At 71.6% G+C, this 14,900-nt stretch carries 11 protein-coding genes and 1 pseudogene; 9 read left to right on the forward strand and 3 right to left on the reverse strand.

Features of this window, described 5'->3' with window-relative positions; translation table 11 throughout:
- The first annotated feature begins 33 nt into the window (after window positions 1–33).
- Together ACQE3C_RS11525 and ACQE3C_RS11530 are read left to right on the forward strand one after the other, a co-directional pair.
- A complete protein-coding gene (locus ACQE3C_RS11525; RefSeq protein ID WP_434539319.1) occupies window positions 34–756 on the forward strand; it encodes a demethylmenaquinone methyltransferase in 723 nt (240 codons plus the stop codon).
- Window positions 753–2,468 carry a TM0106 family RecB-like putative nuclease gene (locus ACQE3C_RS11530; RefSeq protein ID WP_434539320.1) on the forward strand — a complete coding sequence of 572 codons (1,716 nt, stop codon included), beginning with the start codon at window positions 753–755 and terminating at the stop codon, window positions 2,466–2,468. The genes ACQE3C_RS11525 and ACQE3C_RS11530 overlap by 4 nt, the downstream gene beginning before the upstream one ends.
- A gap of 39 nt (window positions 2,469–2,507) precedes the next feature.
- On the opposite strand, the gene menD is transcribed toward ACQE3C_RS11530, so the two are convergent.
- The 3 genes from menD to ACQE3C_RS11545 are packed head-to-tail and all read right to left on the reverse strand — an operon-like array spanning window position 2,508 to window position 6,561.
- Window positions 2,508–4,142 (reverse strand): 2-succinyl-5-enolpyruvyl-6-hydroxy-3-cyclohexene-1-carboxylic-acid synthase, encoded by a 1,635-nt coding sequence (menD, locus tag ACQE3C_RS11535; RefSeq protein ID WP_434539321.1) that lies wholly within the window; start codon window positions 4,140–4,142, stop codon window positions 2,508–2,510.
- Window positions 4,139–5,158: an o-succinylbenzoate synthase gene (locus ACQE3C_RS11540; RefSeq protein WP_434539322.1), complete on the reverse strand. Its 1,020-nt coding sequence runs from the start codon at window positions 5,156–5,158 to the stop codon at window positions 4,139–4,141. Before ACQE3C_RS11540 ends, menD begins: the two co-directional genes overlap by 4 nt.
- Window positions 5,158–6,561 (reverse strand): hypothetical protein, encoded by a 1,404-nt coding sequence (locus ACQE3C_RS11545; RefSeq protein WP_434539323.1) that lies wholly within the window; start codon window positions 6,559–6,561, stop codon window positions 5,158–5,160. The genes ACQE3C_RS11540 and ACQE3C_RS11545 overlap by 1 nt, the downstream gene beginning before the upstream one ends.
- Before the next feature lie 107 nt (window positions 6,562–6,668).
- On the opposite strand from ACQE3C_RS11545, the gene ACQE3C_RS11550 reads away from it, so the two are divergent.
- From ACQE3C_RS11550 to ACQE3C_RS11580, 7 genes and pseudogenes are all read left to right on the forward strand, one after another.
- On the forward strand, window positions 6,669–7,778 hold the full coding sequence (locus tag ACQE3C_RS11550) for an AMP-binding protein (RefSeq protein ID WP_434539324.1): 1,110 nt from the start codon (window positions 6,669–6,671) through the stop codon (window positions 7,776–7,778).
- A 44-nt stretch (window positions 7,779–7,822) separates the two neighbouring features.
- Window positions 7,823–8,719 carry a 1,4-dihydroxy-2-naphthoate polyprenyltransferase gene (locus ACQE3C_RS11555; RefSeq protein WP_434539325.1) on the forward strand — a complete coding sequence of 299 codons (897 nt, stop codon included), beginning with the start codon at window positions 7,823–7,825 and terminating at the stop codon, window positions 8,717–8,719.
- Between the two features lie 216 nt (window positions 8,720–8,935).
- Window positions 8,936–9,364 carry a MarR family winged helix-turn-helix transcriptional regulator gene (locus tag ACQE3C_RS11560; protein WP_434539326.1) on the forward strand — a complete coding sequence of 143 codons (429 nt, stop codon included), beginning with the start codon at window positions 8,936–8,938 and terminating at the stop codon, window positions 9,362–9,364.
- 30 nt (window positions 9,365–9,394) lie between these two features.
- Complete coding sequence (locus tag ACQE3C_RS11565; protein WP_434539327.1) at window positions 9,395–10,957, forward strand: inositol monophosphatase family protein; 1,563 nt, start codon at window positions 9,395–9,397, stop codon at window positions 10,955–10,957.
- A gap of 143 nt (window positions 10,958–11,100) precedes the next feature.
- Window positions 11,101–11,484, forward strand: a pseudogene (gene dhaM, locus ACQE3C_RS11570) (dihydroxyacetone kinase phosphoryl donor subunit DhaM); the annotation flags it as partial.
- 87 nt (window positions 11,485–11,571) lie between these two features.
- Window positions 11,572–13,428 (forward strand): putative PEP-binding protein, encoded by a 1,857-nt coding sequence (locus ACQE3C_RS11575; protein WP_434539339.1) that lies wholly within the window; start codon window positions 11,572–11,574, stop codon window positions 13,426–13,428.
- 266 nt (window positions 13,429–13,694) lie between these two features.
- Window positions 13,695–14,900: IS110 family transposase (locus ACQE3C_RS11580; protein WP_434538698.1), on the forward strand; the 1,206-nt coding region annotated here is incomplete at its 3' end.

Genomic DNA, 14,900 nt, shown 5'->3' on the forward strand with positions numbered 1-14,900 from the left:
TCGGTGTCGGTGGCGTGTGGGAAGCTAGGGAACATGTCCCAGACCCGCGCCACCCTTGCCAAGCGTCGCGCCGATGTGGCCGCCATGTTCGACTCGGTGGCCACCCGCTACGACCTGATGAACTCGCTGATGACCTTCGGGGTGGTCGAGCGCTGGCGCCAGGACGTGCTCGAGGCGATCGACCCGCGGCCGGGCATGAAGATCCTCGACCTGGCCGCCGGCACCGGCGCCTCGTCGGCCCCGCTGGCCGCCGCCGGGGCCCACGTCTTCCCCACCGACATGAGCCTGGGCATGCTGCGGGTCGGCAAGCAGCGGCTGCCCGGGCTGAACTTCATCGCCGGTGACGGGCTGAGCCTGCCCTATGCCGACGACTCCTTCGACGTGGTCACCATCAGCTACGGCCTGCGCAACATCGAGGACACCGTCGGCGGGCTGCGGGAACTGCTGCGGGTGACCAGGCCCGGCGGCCAGATCGTGATCGCCGAGTTCTCCACCCCGACCAACACGTGGTTCCGCACCGCCTACGGCTTCGTGTTGAACACGGTGATCCCGACCCTGTCCAAGGGCTTCGCCAGCAACAGCCCGGCCTATGCCTACCTGACCGAGTCGATCCGGGCCTGGCCGAACCAGCGTGGGCTGGCCGACCTGATGTCACAGGCCGGCTGGCAGGCAGTGGGCTGGTTGAACCTGACCGGCGGCATCGTGGCCATGCACCGCGCCTGGAAAGCCGGGCCCGATCCCCACAGTGGCGAATGATCCTGCTCGACGCGTACGCCGCGCGCAGTTGCCCGGTCAAGACGCAGAACCAGTTCGACCCGACGATCGACGCCCCCGGTGAGGGCGCCGACGCCGAGCTGCAGGAGATTTTCGCCGGCTCCCAGGAGTACAAGGACCAGGTAATGGGCCGACTGGCCACCGCCGAGGGTGCCCTCGACCTGCGTGGCCGCGACGACCGCGCCGAGGCGACCCGGGCCGCGGTCGAGGCCGGTGTCGCGGTGATCGTCGCCCCACGGCTGCCGCTCGACCTCGAGGGCCGGCGCCGCGGCAACCCGGACGCACTCGTCCGGGGGCAGGACCGCCCCGACGGGGGGCCCGGTTACCACCCCGTGCAGGTGAAGCGGAAGCTGCTGGTCGAACGGCGTCGTCCCGCCGAGGTGTTCTGCTGGACCACTCCCCTGGAGGAACCCTTCGCCGCAGCCCTGCAGCCACTGGCCGACCATTCCTTCCGCACCTCACGGGAGGCCGAGCTGATCCAGATGTCGCACTACGTGCGGGCGCTGCAGTCCCTGGGCTGGGCGGCCGAACGCGAGGTGGCCGCCCTGATCGGCACCGACCAGCTGATCGGCCTGGAGGACGAGCGGGCCAGGGACCACGGCATCGTCTTCGTCGACCTGCGGCACCGCTTCCTGCGCACCTTCTCGCGCACCGCCGAGAAGCACTGGCGGTTGCGGTCGGCGATCGAGCGCTACGACCATGAGTTTGGGTTCCGGTTGGCCGTCGCCGAGACCGCGCAGGCGCACCGGGCCGGCGAGGAGTACCACCCGCGGGTCACCCCGATCGTGGTGCGCGAATGCGCGTCGTGCCCGTGGTGGCAGCGCTGCGAGCCGCTGCTCGATGCCGACGACCTGAGCCTGCGGATCACCAAGACCCCGCTGGACGTGCGCGAGATCAGCGTGCTGCGCAAGCTGGGCATCTCAACCCTCGACGACCTGGCCGAGGCCGACCTGGACGAGTTGCTGCCGCGCTACCTGCCCGAGGTCGCCCACCGCAGCCAGGCCGACCAGCGGCTGGTCACCGCGGCCCAGCGGGCCCGGATGATGCGTGACGGGGTGACCTTGAGCCGGGTCGGTGACGATGCCATCACCCTGCCCGGCGGCGACATCGAGATCGACCTGGACATCGAGACCTCCGGCGACGACGAGGTCTACCTGTGGGGTCTGCTGGTCAGCGCCGACGGCCTGCCGCCGACCTACCACGCGTTCGTCCGCTGGGGGCAGTTGAGCACCACCGACCAGGTCGACCTGGCCCGTGAGGCAATGGGGTTCCTGGAGCACTACTTCGCGTCCGGGCGCCGGGTCAGGGTCTACCACTACTCCGACTACGAGTCACGCCACCTGCGCGAACTCGCCGACGTCGACAAATCAGGCGACGGGCTGCTGCGGCGCGCCCACCAGCGGGTGTCCCAGGAATGGGTCGACCTGTACACCGTGGTGGCCGACCACTTCTTCGGGGTGCAGGGCCTCGGCCTGAAGGTCGTCGCCCACGAAGGCGCCGGCTTCGAGTGGCGCGATGACGAACCCGGCGGGTTGAACTCCCAGCGCTGGTTCGCCGATGCCATCAACCCCGCGCTCCAACCCGAGGATCGGGAGGCAGCCCAGCAGCGGGTGCTGGCCTACAACGAGGACGACGTGCGGGCCACCCATGCGCTACGGGCCTGGCTGCGAGCCAGCCACGGCGCCGGCGGCTGACCCGGCAACTGGACCGGTTCGGGCGCGGCGGACGTCTGGTCAGCGGCGACGCCCGCTGCGGTCAACCTTGACGATCACGACCTCGATGCCCCGGGGTGCCGTGGCCAGGGCCGCGGCAAGTTCATCGGCCGTGTCGGCCTGCACGACCCGGGCACCGAAGCCGGAGGCCACCGCCGCCAGGTCGACCCGTTGCGGGGTGGCGAAGACGCGTTCGAAGTGCTGGGCGTAGGCCTCAGCCCCCTGTTCCAGGCCGTGGAAGATCGACCCACCATGGTCGTCCAGCACCACGACCCGCAGGTCGGGCCGGCGTTCCAGGTCACCGATGCCCAGCGCGCTGACGTCGTGCAGGTAGGTGAGGTCGCCGACGACCACGGTGACCGGACGACCGGAGCCGAGTGCCAGCCCGAGGCCGGTGCTGATCGTGCCGTCGATGCCGGCCAGGCCCCGGTTGGCGTGCACCTCGGGCCCCGATTCCATGATCGGCGCCAGCTCGGCGTCCCGGACGGGGTTGGACGAGCCCAGCATGACCAGCCCCTCGCCCCCCGGCGCTGACGCCAGGGCCGACCACAGCGTGCGCGCGGCCAGGCGGGGCGACAGGGCGCCGGCGGGCTCACCGTCACTTCCCCCGGGCTCGGCCGCAGCGAGGGCACGGTCCAGGTCGGCCGTGGCCTTCCGGTCGGCCTGCTGCCAGCGCTCCAGCCAGTCCGCCGGGCCGGGGCCCGGTGTGCTGACGGCATCAACGACGGACGCGGCGGCGTGTCCGGGGTCGATCCAGTCGGCTCCGTCGGCGACCATGATCAACTTGGTGTCCTGGCGGGCGAGCAGGGCGCTGACCGACCGTGAAAGGGTGGGGTGGCCGAAGACGACCACCCGTTCGATGTCGTCTGCCAGTTCCGACAGCAGCAGCCGGTAGGCGGCGATGGCGTTCGGCCCGCGGCGGGCGTTGCTCGAGGGTTCGGCCAGCAGCGGCACCCCGGCCTGCTCGGCGAAGGCCACGGCCCGGTTGCCGACCTCGCGGCGGGCGTCGCCGGCGATGACCACGGTCCGCGGCCCCGGGGCCAGTTCCACCGGCTGGGCGGGCGAGCCGGCGGCCGTCTCGAGCGCCGGAGCTGGGGCCACCGGCTCCAGCAGTTCCGGGCCGACCAGCGGGGCCTCGAACTCCAGGTTCACCTGGACGGGCCCGGGCCGGCGGCTGCGCAGCCCGGAGGCGAGCAGCACCGCGCGGCGCAGTTGGTGGCGCCAGTCCTCGACACCACCCGACTGGGCGGCGACCCGGACGCAGTCCAGGGCGTGGCTGCTCAGCAGTCGGTCCTGCCGGGTGGTCTGGTTCGCGCCGGAGTTGATCATGGATGAAGGCCGGTCGGCCGTGAGGACCAGCAGCCGCACGCCGGCGTGGTGGGCCTCCATCACGGCTGGCAGCAGGTTGCCGACGGCCGTGCCCGAGGTGGTCACCACCACGACCACCCCACCGGTGGCCCGGGCCAGTCCCAGCGCGATGAAGCCGGCGCTGCGTTCGTCCAGTCGCACGTGCAGGGACAGCTGGCCGGCCTGCTCAGCGGTGGCCAGCGCCAGCGCGAGCGGGGCGTTGCGCGACCCGGGAGCGAGCACGGCGTGGCGCACCCCCTGGGCCAGCAGGGTCGCCACCACGGTGCGGGCCAGTTCGACCGAGCTCACCGGGCCTCCCCCGCCAGGTGGGCCAGCACCTCGTCGAGGCGTTCCAGCCAGCGGCTGGACACCCGTTCATCGGCGGCGAACCGGGTGAGCGCCTCGGCGTCCACATCCAGTTCTGACACCGCGATGGCCCCGTCGACCTCACGCAATGACGCGGTGGTGAGGTCAGCGGCGAGCAGCGCGGTGGTGTTCAGCCCGCAGGCGTGCGGCAGGTCGGGCAGGGCCGCTGCCAGCGCGAGCCCGGCCCGCAGCCCGATCGAGGTTTCCAGCGCCGAGGAGACCACCAGCGGCAGCCCGAGCCGCTCGCCGAGGTCGAGGCAGGCCTGCACGCCACCAAGCGGCTGTACCTTGATCACCGCGATGTCGGCGGCCCCCAGTTCGGCGACCCGCTCGGGGTCACCCGCACGGCGGATGGACTCGTCGGCGGCGATCGGCACCTGCCAACCCCGGCGGGCCAGTTCATGGCGCAGCCGGGCAAGTTCCTCGACGGTGCGGCAGGGCTGTTCGACGTACTCCAGGTCGAAGCGACGCAGTTCGTTGATCATGGTCAGCGACTGGCTGGGCGTCCAGGCCCCGTTGGCGTCCAGCCGCAGTCGACCCCCCGGCCCGAGGGCGTCGCGCACCGCCTCGACGCGGGCGATGTCTTCGGCCATGCCCTGGCTGGGTTCGGCGACCTTGACCTTGGCGGTGCGGCAGCCCGAACCCCGGACGCGGGCGTGGGCCGCCTCGGCGGGTTCCGCCGGCACAGTGACATTGACCTCCACCCGGTCACGGACCGGGTCGGGGAAACCCCGGGTGGCGGCGGCCTCGGCGGCCTGCCACCAGCGGGCGGCTTCGGCAAACCCGTACTCTTCGAAGGGGCTCCATTCCACCCAGCCGAGCGGTGAGCGCAGCACCATCCCGCGCCGGGCGGTGATCCCGCGGAACCTGGTGGTCATCGGGATCTCGTAGACGACCAGGTCCTCGATCCACTCGACAGCTGTGACGCGTTCGGACCCGAGTTCGAGTGCCGAGGCCATCAGGCGAGCGCCTCGTCGAGCAACCGGTCGCGGCCGGCCAGGTAGTCCTGCCAGGAATTCTGCACATCCACATCGGGGCGGAACTCGCCGATGCCCTGCAGCAGGAACTTGTCGGGCAGCCAGACATCACTCCACGGGCTGGGTTCGCTGCCCAGGTCATGCCAGTCGTGGCACAACTGGACGACCAGCTGGCTGTGCGGCAGCACGATGGTGCGACCCTGGGCCCGGCTGCGCAGCCGGTCGCCGACATCATTGCCGAGCACGGTGGTCCGTTCTGGGGCGTGGGCCAGGTACTGCGAGGCGCTGATCAGGCCACCGCCGATGGTGTTGGGGCCGACCAGCACCTTGATCGGCACGTGCTCGGCGCGGGCCATCCGTGAGACGGCCTTCACCAGCGGCAGGCTGGCCCGGTAGTCCCCGCCGGAGTGGTAGCGCACGTCGACGACGTAGCGGGCATACCCCCCGCCCTCGACCAACGCCAGGGCTTCGTCGATGGCTTCCTGGTCGGGGTCGTCCCCGTCCGGGTTGCCCATCAGCCTCAGGTACAGCGCGACCCCCTCGCCGCTGGCCAGCGGCACTTCGGAGGTGCGCAGCAGGGTGTCCCAGTGCTGCAGGTACAGCGGGCTCGGCTGGTCACCGTCCTCGGGGGACTCCCCCGGGTCGAGCAGTGCGGTGCGCCAGCCGCGGGTGCCCAGGCCCTCGTCGCCGGGGAAACGGTCACGGAAGTCGGCCATCGGACCACCGGGCATGGGCTGGTCGGTGGCGGCCAGCCGCACCTCGCTGATGGTGCCGTCGACGGCCTCCAGTTCCAGCGCGACCACGCCACCGTGCACCCCCAGGCCCACCTGCCGCAGCGCCTCGGGCACGCTGAAGAACCACGCCGAGCGGTTGCGCAGCCAGGCCGGGGTACCGCCACCCACGTAGCGGGCGAACAGCGGCCAGCTGACGTCGGGGGCGCCGCCGGCGATCAGGCGCACCCGCTGCCCGGCCAGGTGCTCGTACTCGGGGGCGGCCTTGGCGACCACGAGCGAGTCCCGCATCCAGGCGAACCGCAGCGGCAGGCGGTGGGCCCGGGTGATCAGCACCGTGGTGGCGGCGTTGTCGAAGACGGCCAGTGCCTCGCAGCAGGCCAGGGTCAGCTCGTCGATGGTGCGCACCGGCCGGGCGGTCAGCACCTGGTCGAAGGCCTGGCGTTCCTCGGCCGAGGTGCCGAACTCGTGGCGGGCCACGGCCGAGCGCAGGAACTCCACGTCGCCGCCGAAACCGACCAGGTCGTGGCGTGGCCGGCGCATCGGCAGCAGCGTGCGCGCCAGCGAGCCCTGGTCGACCGAACTGGCGACCGCCGCTGCGGCGGCACCCACGATCGCGGCCCCGAGCGCCCACTTCGTGCGACGGCTGACCATGAATCGCTCCCCTCACCTGGTGCTGCCAGCCTATCGGGTGGGTTCACACGACAGCGGGGGTGACGTGCCGGTGCGCCGATGGGGGGCCTCGTCGCTACGCTGAGGCCGTGCTTCCCACCGTCTGCCGACCCGACCAGCTGTGGGACCTGCTGCCGGACGCGCTGGCCGGGCGGGCCGTCCTGCTGCCGGTCACCAGCCCGGACGATGCGGCCCCCCTGCAGCCGGGTGAACCGGTCACCGAACCGGGAGCGGCGGTCATCGTGACCACCTCGGGCTCGACCGGCACCCCCAAGGGTGTGGTGCTCCCGGCCGCCGCACTGCTGGCCTCGGCCGCCGCCACCCGCGTGCGTCTGGGCGGGCCGATGCGCTGGTACTCACCCCTGCCCCGGCACTACGTCGCCGGGATGATGGTGCTGGTCCGGGCGCTGGACGCGGGCACCACCCCGGTCAGCACGGCCGGCGACCTGTCCGACCTGCCACCCGCCGACCTCGACGAACCCCGCGCGCTGTCGATCGTCCCCACCCACTTGCACCGTGCACTGGACGACCCCGGCACCACCGCACGGCTGGCCGGCTTCGATGCCGTCCTGCTGGGCGGGGCCCCGGCCGGGGCGGACCTGCTGGCGCGCGCCCGGGCCGCCGGGATCAGCGTGGTGACCACCTACGGCATGAGCGAGACCAGCGGCGGCTGCGTCTACGACGGGCTGGCGTTGGACGGCGTTGACGTGCAGCTCGACCCCGCGACGGGCCGGATCAGCATTGCTGGGCCCATGCTGTTCAGCGGCTACCGGCTGGCCCCCGAACTGACCGCCGAGACCCTGGCCGGGGGCAGGCTGCTGACCCGGGACCGCGGCGAGCTGGTCGACGGCAGGCTGCGCATCAGCGGGCGCATCGACGACGTGGTGATCAGCGGCGGGGTCAATGTCGACCTGGCCGAGGTGCAGCGCCGCCTGGGGTTGGCCGACCCCGACCCGGGGGCCGGCCACCAGCACGTGGTGCTGGGGGTGCCCGACCCCGAGTGGGGCACCCGCATCGTGCTGGTCACCGACTCCGACGAGGCTGACCTGGCCGGCTGGCGTGACCGGCTGGCCGCGACCGGGTTGGGACGCGAGGCCCTGCCCCGACAGGTCGTCACCGTGGTTCGCCTGCCCCGGACCGCCTCTGGCAAGATCGACCGACGGGCCCTGGCCGCGAGCATCACCGCCGACCGGGCCTGAGCAGCCCCAGCAACAGCAGCGCAGCAACAGCAGCAGGAGGAACCGTGGCCACCAGGCAGCAATGGGTCGAAGGCGCCCGCCCTCGCACCCTGCCCGCGGCCACCGCCCCGGTGATGGCGGGCATCGCCACCGCCTGGCACCTGCTCGGCGAGCTGGGCGGGCGACACCTGCTGCTGGCCGTGTTGGCCGCGGTCGTGGCGTTGGCCCTCCAGGTCGGGGTGAACTACGCCAACGACTACTCCGACGGCATCCGCGGCACCGACGACGACCGGGTCGGCCCGATGCGGTTGGTCGGGTCGAAGGCAGCCACACCGCAGGCCGTGAAGCGCGCCGCGTTCACCTGTTTCGGGGTGGCCGCGGTGGCCGGGCTGGTAATCGTGCTGATCACCCAGGCGTGGTGGCTGCTGGCGGTGGGGGTCGCCTGCGTGCTGGCGGCCTGGTTCTACACCGGCGGCAAGAATCCCTACGGCTACCTCGGCCTCGGCGAGGTCTTCGTGTTCATCTTCTTCGGCCTGGTCGCGGTCTGCGGCACCCACTACATCCTCACCGGCGGGCTGACCGCGGAGGCCGTGGTCGCCGCCGTCGGCATCGGGGCCGTGGCCTGCGCGCTGCTGGTGGCCAACAACCTGCGCGACATCCCCACAGACATCGAGGCCGGCAAGAAGACCCTGGCCACCCGCCTGGGCGAGGTGGGCACCCGACGGTTCTACGTGGCGCTCATGGTGGTCGCCATGCTGAGTGTGGTCGTGGTCGCCGCGCTGACCAGTTGGTGGGCGCTGCTGGGGCTGCTGATGGTGCCCACCAGTGTCCAGGCCGTGCAGGTGGTGACCTCCGGCGCCACCGGTCACGGGCTCGTCCCGGTACTCAAGACCACCGGCGTCTCGGAGCTGCGGATGGGGCTGGGCCTGCTGGCCGGGATCGCCCTGTCGAGCCTGTTCTGAGTCGATTCTTCGCTGTGCGTGTGACAAACAAAGTAGCCAGCAGCCTCCACTGCTGGCAAAACGCCGATTTCGGGCCGCTGGCTACTTGTTTCCTGCGAAGGGACTCCCTGTGTGCCACCCCCCGCACTGGCCCGGGCCGGGTCGAGCACATACCCTTGACCTCGTTGAGAGTCACTCCCGACTCATCGGGAGCCCGAAGTAAGCACCGAGGACCCCATGCCGACCAGCACCGAACCGACCGTTGCGCAAGTCGCCCACGAGCTGCGTGCCGCCTGCATGCGAATCACCCGCAAGGTGCGTTACGAGGCGACCCACATGGCTCCCCACCTGGTGGCGGTGCTGTCCCACGTCAACCACCGGCCCTGCACCGCCGCAGAGCTGGCCGAGGCCGAGTCGGTCAGCGCGCCGAGCATGTCGCGCACCATCGGCGAACTCGAGGCCCTGGGCCTGATCCGGCGTGAGGTCTCCCCGGACGACCGCCGCAAGAGCATCTGCAGCCTCACCCCCGAGGGCCATGCCATGGTCGAGCGGATCCGCACCAGCCGGGACACCTGGATGACCAGCCGCGTGATCGCCTGCACCGACGAGGAACGAGAGGTCCTCGTCCGGGCCACCGAACTGCTGAACCGCATGCTCACCCAGTGACCACTGCGGGGGCCTCGCTACGATGACGGCGTGTCCGCCAATGTCGCTGCCCCCGAGTCCACCACCGCCGTCCGCATCATCGCCGCCGGGGGTGATGCCGAGTCGGCCCGTGAGAACACGCTGGGGGCGGTGGCTGCCGCCGTGGGTGCCGGGGCGACCGATGTCCAGGTCGACGTGCGCACCAGCCGCGACGGCACCACCATGGTCATCCGCGATGCGACCACGCTGAGGCTGTGGGGGCACCCGGCTGCGGTCGCCGACCAGTCGGCCGAACAGTTGGCCGGTCTCGGGGTGGAGGGCACCCGCATTCCCACGCTGGCCCAGGTGCTCGACCTGCTCGCCGAGGCCCCCGAGGGCCCCGCGCTGGTCGTGCGCACTCCCGCCGCCGACGCGCAGCGGGCCTGGACGACGGTGCGCGACCACCCCGCCGCCGGCTCCCTCGATGTCAGTTGGCGCGGTGACCTGGCCGCGGTCACCACCATCCGCAGCCTGGACCCCGAGGCGCGCCTCCACCTGCCCCACGACGGCGGTGACCTGCCCGAACAGCTGATCGCCGAGCTGGCCCCCGAGAGCATCGACATCGACTTCGCCCTGCTCAGCCCCGGGCTCGTCGAACGCGCCCGTGCGCTGGGCACCCAGGTGCTCGTCAGCACCCCCTCGGACGCCGAACAGCTGAGCTGGGCCATCGACGTCGGGGCCGACCAGGTCGTCACGACTCGTCCGCGGCTGCTGCACCAACTTGCGACCACGGGGTACAGCCCGCTGGCGCTGGCCTGGGCCGGTGTGGAGCGCCTCGACGAACGACTCGGGCTGGGCGGCGATTGGGCCCGGTGGCTCGTGGTGGCCCGCCAGATCGCCGAGTGGGTCATCGGCTACACCCGCACGGCCTCCCTGGGCACCATCGAGACCAAGGCGCATGCCGCCGACCTCGTGACGGCGGTCGACCGGGCCGTCGAGGAACAGGTCCGGGCCGTGATCGCCGCCGAACTGCCCGACCACCTGGTCATCGGTGAAGAGTTCGGCGGTCAACCCCGCGACGGCGTACCGACCTGGTGGCTCGACCCGGTCGACGGCACCGCCAACCTGCGCAACCACCTGCCCTGGACCGCACTGAGCCTGGCCCTGGCGATCGACGGGCAGCCCGTGGTCGCGGTGGTGGCCCAACCCTGGACCGGTGAGGTCTTCCTGGCCGCCCGCGGCCTGGGCGCCACCCTGGACGGACGACCGCTGCAGCTGGCGCGGGTCAACGACCTGGCCGGCCGCGCGGTGATGGTCGAGAGCGCCGGGCACGTGTTCCACCCCGGGCAGTCGGAATTCCTGGACCGGCTCGGGGAACGCCACGTGATCCCCCGCCTGATGGGCTCCGGCACCCTGGCCATGGCCCGCATCGCCGCCGGGGACACCATCGCCGGCATCGTCGAGGACTTCCACCCGATCGACCACCTGGCCGGGGTGCTGATCGCCCATGAGGCCGGTGCCCGGGTGGTCAACTCCGACGGCGACGACAACCTGTTCCCCGCCGGCGGGGGCATGATGGTCGCCGCCCCCGGTGCCGCCGAGAAGCTCTGGCCGCTGTGGCAACCCCAGGCCTGAACCGGGCGGTCATTCGCTGGGCCGCCACCGGCCGAACCGGGTCACGGCGATAGCCTTTACCCCAACACCCCTCACCCCTGCACACCCCTTACCCCTGCACCGTGGTGAATCCACCACGGGTCACCACTCAGTTGGAGTAGTTGATGATTGGCATCGTCGTCGTGTCCCACAGTCGGGCACTGGCCGAGGCAGCACTGGCGCTCGCCTCGGAAATGACCCCCGACCCCCCGAAGGTGGCCATCGCCGCCGGCATCGAGGACGGCGACTTCGGCACCGACGCCGCCGCCATCAGTGAGGCGATCACCGAGGTCGACTCCCCCGACGGCGTGCTGGTCATGCTCGACCTGGGCAGCGCCATCCTCAGCGCCGAGATGGCCAAGGAGTTCGTCGACCCCGACCTCGCCGAGCGCACCATGCTGAGCCCCGCCCCGCTGGTGGAGGGGCTGGTCGCCGCCATGGTGACCGCTGCCTCCGGCGCCGACCTGGGTGAGGTGGCTGCCGAGGCCGCGGCCGGTTGCCAGGCCAAGCAGGAGCACATCCTCGGCGCCGACGCGATCGCCGACGGCCTGGCGCCCTCAGCCTTCGAGGACACGTCCGTCGACGACCCGAACGCCCTGCAGTTCGAGTGGACGATCCTCAACCCGCACGGCCTGCACGCCCGCCCGGCTGCCGCCTTCGTCCGGGCGCTGCGTGATGTCGATGCCGTCGTCCAGGTCTCGAACGCCACCACCGGCGCCGGCCCGGTGCCGGGCACCAGCTTGTCGAAGATCGCCACCCTGGGCCTGCGCAAGGACGACGTGCTGCGGGTCAGCGTCAGCGGCCCCGAGGCCCCGCGTGCCCTGGACAACATCACCCGACTGGCCGAGGCCGGTTTCGGGGAGGACGTCTCCGACCAGGCCGCCGCGGCCCCGGCACCCGCGGCCACCGCCCCCACCGAGCAGGGCGCGGTCCGCTCGGGCAGCCAGGTCGTGCTCGGCACCGTCTTCGTCACCGGCTCCGAGATCGACACCTCCGGCTATGTGCCCAGCCCCGACGAACGGGCCCGGCTGCGCACCGCGGTCAGCGTCGTCCAGTCACGCCTCAGCGGCGCCGACGACATCCTGATGATGCAGGCCCAGCTGCTGGACGACCCCTCGCTGGTCGATGCCATGACCGACGACATGATGTCGGGCCGCCCGGCCACCACCTCGGTCGACGAGGTCTTCACCCGCATCGCCGAGGAGTTCGCCGGCCTCGACGACCCGTACCAGGCCGAACGCGCCCAGGACGTACGTTCGCTGCGCCGGCTGCTGCTGGCCGAGCTGATGGGCCTCAAGCCCGAGGCCCTGCCCACCGGTGAGCACGTCCTGGTCGTCCCCGAACTCGACGCGGCCACCGCCGCCCAGCTCGACCCGGCCGCCTGCCTCGGGGTGGTGACCACCACCGGCGGCGCCACCGGTCACGGGGTGATCATCGCGACCGGCCGCGGCATCCCGGTGCTGACCGGACGAGCCGATGCCGCCTCACTCGAGACCGGCCAGCAGGTCGCCTTCGACCCGGTCGGCGGGGAGCTGTGGTGCAACCCCGACGATGCCACCATCGCCGAGATCGCCCGCCGGGCCGAGGCGCGGGAGGCCGAGGAGGCCCGGGCGGCCGAACTGGCCCACGACCCGGCGCTGACCAGCGCCGGGAAGAAGATCACCGTCGAGGCCAATGTCGGCTCCCTCGAGGACGCCCTGCGTGGTGCCGCCGGCGGCGCCGAGGGCTCCGGGCTGGTGCGCACCGAGCTGCTGTTCGGCCACCAGCACACGGCCCCCACCGCTGAGGAGCAGGCGGCGGTGTTCATCCAGATCGGCCAGGCCATGGCGCCGCACCCGATCACGATCCGCACCTGGGATGTCGGTGGCGACAAGCCGCTGCCCTACCTGAAGCAGGACAAGGAACTCAACCCGTTCCTCGGTGAGCGGGGGCTGCGGACGATGCGCCGGGTGCCGGACTTCTTCGCCGAGCAGCTGCGCGGCATTGCCCTGGCCAGCAAGGTAGTGCCGGTGCGGGTGATGTTCCCGATGGTCACCGAACCCGAAGAGATGCAGTGGGCCCGCGAGGTCGCGCTACAGGTGATCGACGAGGTGGGCGTCGAACGGTTCCCGATCGGGATGATGGTCGAGGTGCCGGCCGCCGCGCTGCGGGCCGCCGAGTTCGCCGGGCTGGCCGACTTCGTCAGCATCGGCACCAACGACCTGACCCAGTACACGACCGCGACCGACCGGTCCAATGGTGTGGTGGCGGGCCTGGCCAAGTCCGACTCGGCCGGGGTGCTCGAGCTGATGCGGCTGACCTGCGAGCGGCTGCCCGGGGTCCCGGTCGCCGTCTGCGGTGACCTGGCCTCCAAGCCGGCGCTGACCGCCACCCTGGTCGAGATGGGTGTGGTCGAGTTGAGTGTTCGTCCGCCCCTGATCGCCCAGATCAAGCAGGCGGTGCGGGCGAGCTGAGCGCTCACTGGTTGACCATTGGGGTGGACGAGGCGAATCGTCTTGTCTGCACCCCGGGTCCATCGGGCCACTGCCAGGCTGAGCGAGTCGCCCTTCGGGGACGACCTGGCTGAGAGTTGCAGGGCTCGGTGGCCCGGGACGCGCAGATCGGCCATAGGGCTATGCGCCAAGGACCCGGCAAGGTCCCGGAGCGCCTCAGTGAGCGACCGACCGTCACGTCCCGGACCGGAGTGCTGAATCCGTGGGCTGACGGAAGGAGCACTCTCATGATTGAGGCTACGCCCACCTACGCCGGGATCGACTGGTCCTGGCAGCACCACGCGCTGTGCATCGTCGACGACGACGGACAGCGCATCGAGGAAGCAACCGTGCCGCACACACGGCCCGGGTTGACCAAGATCACCACCCTGCTGCGTCGCCATGGCGTGGAACGGATCGGGATCGAGCGCGGCGACGGACCGGTGGTCGAGCACCTGATCCGCGACGGGTTCGAAGTCGTCGTGATCAGTGCACGGCAGGTGAAGTCACTGCGTGCCCGCTACGGCTCCGCGGGGAACAAGGACGACCGGTTCGACGCGTTCGTGCTGGCCGACGCGTTGCGCACCGACGCCGGTCGCTGGGCGATCGTGCAACCAGACAGCGAACAGACGATCGCGCTGCGGATGCTGGTGCGCGCCCGCCACGATCTGATCGATCACCGGATCGCCGTGCACAACCAACTGCTCGCAGTGCTGCAGCACAACTTCCCCGGCGCGATCGGCCTGTTCAGCCAGCTCGACATCCCCATCAGCCTGGCGTTCCTGCGCCGATTCCCCAGCGAAGCCAAAGCAGCCTGGCTCAGCGAGCTGCGGATGGCGCACTGGCTCAAGGCCAACGCATACTGCGGCCGCCACACCCCGACCCGGCTGGTCGACCACCTGCACGAAGCTGCGACCGGCCGCGTCAGCGGCGCGGCAGCCGAAGCCAGCGAGGTCATCGTGCTGACCCTCGTTGATCTGCTCGCCACCCTGCGTGATGAACAAGCCCGGCTCGAGGCCCGGATCAAGGAAGCACTCCTGGCTCACCCCGACGGCCCGATCTTCCAGTCCCTGCCCCGCGCCGGGACCGTCCGCGCAGCCACCCTGCTGGCCGAGATCGGCGACTGCCGGGCCAGGTTCCCCGACCCCCCAGCACTCGCCGCAGCCGCCGGCGTCGCACCATCGACCAGGCAGTCCGGCAAGCACCTCAACGTCGCCTACCGACGCGGCTGCAACAAACAACTCCGGGCAGCACTGGTCGACTGGGCCCAAGACACGCCCCGCGCGAACGCCTGGGCACGCGACACCTACGACCGCGCCCGAGCCCGCGGCTGCCGACACCCCCACGCAGCAAGAATCCTGGCCCAAAACTGGACCAGGATCCTGTGGCGCTGCTGGCACGACCACACGCCCTACAACCCCGACCTACACGGCCGACTCAACAGCCTCCTGACG

It is taken from the genome of Aestuariimicrobium sp. Y1814, assembly GCF_050113895.1.
In the GTDB taxonomy this organism is placed as follows: domain Bacteria; phylum Actinomycetota; class Actinomycetes; order Propionibacteriales; family Propionibacteriaceae; genus Aestuariimicrobium.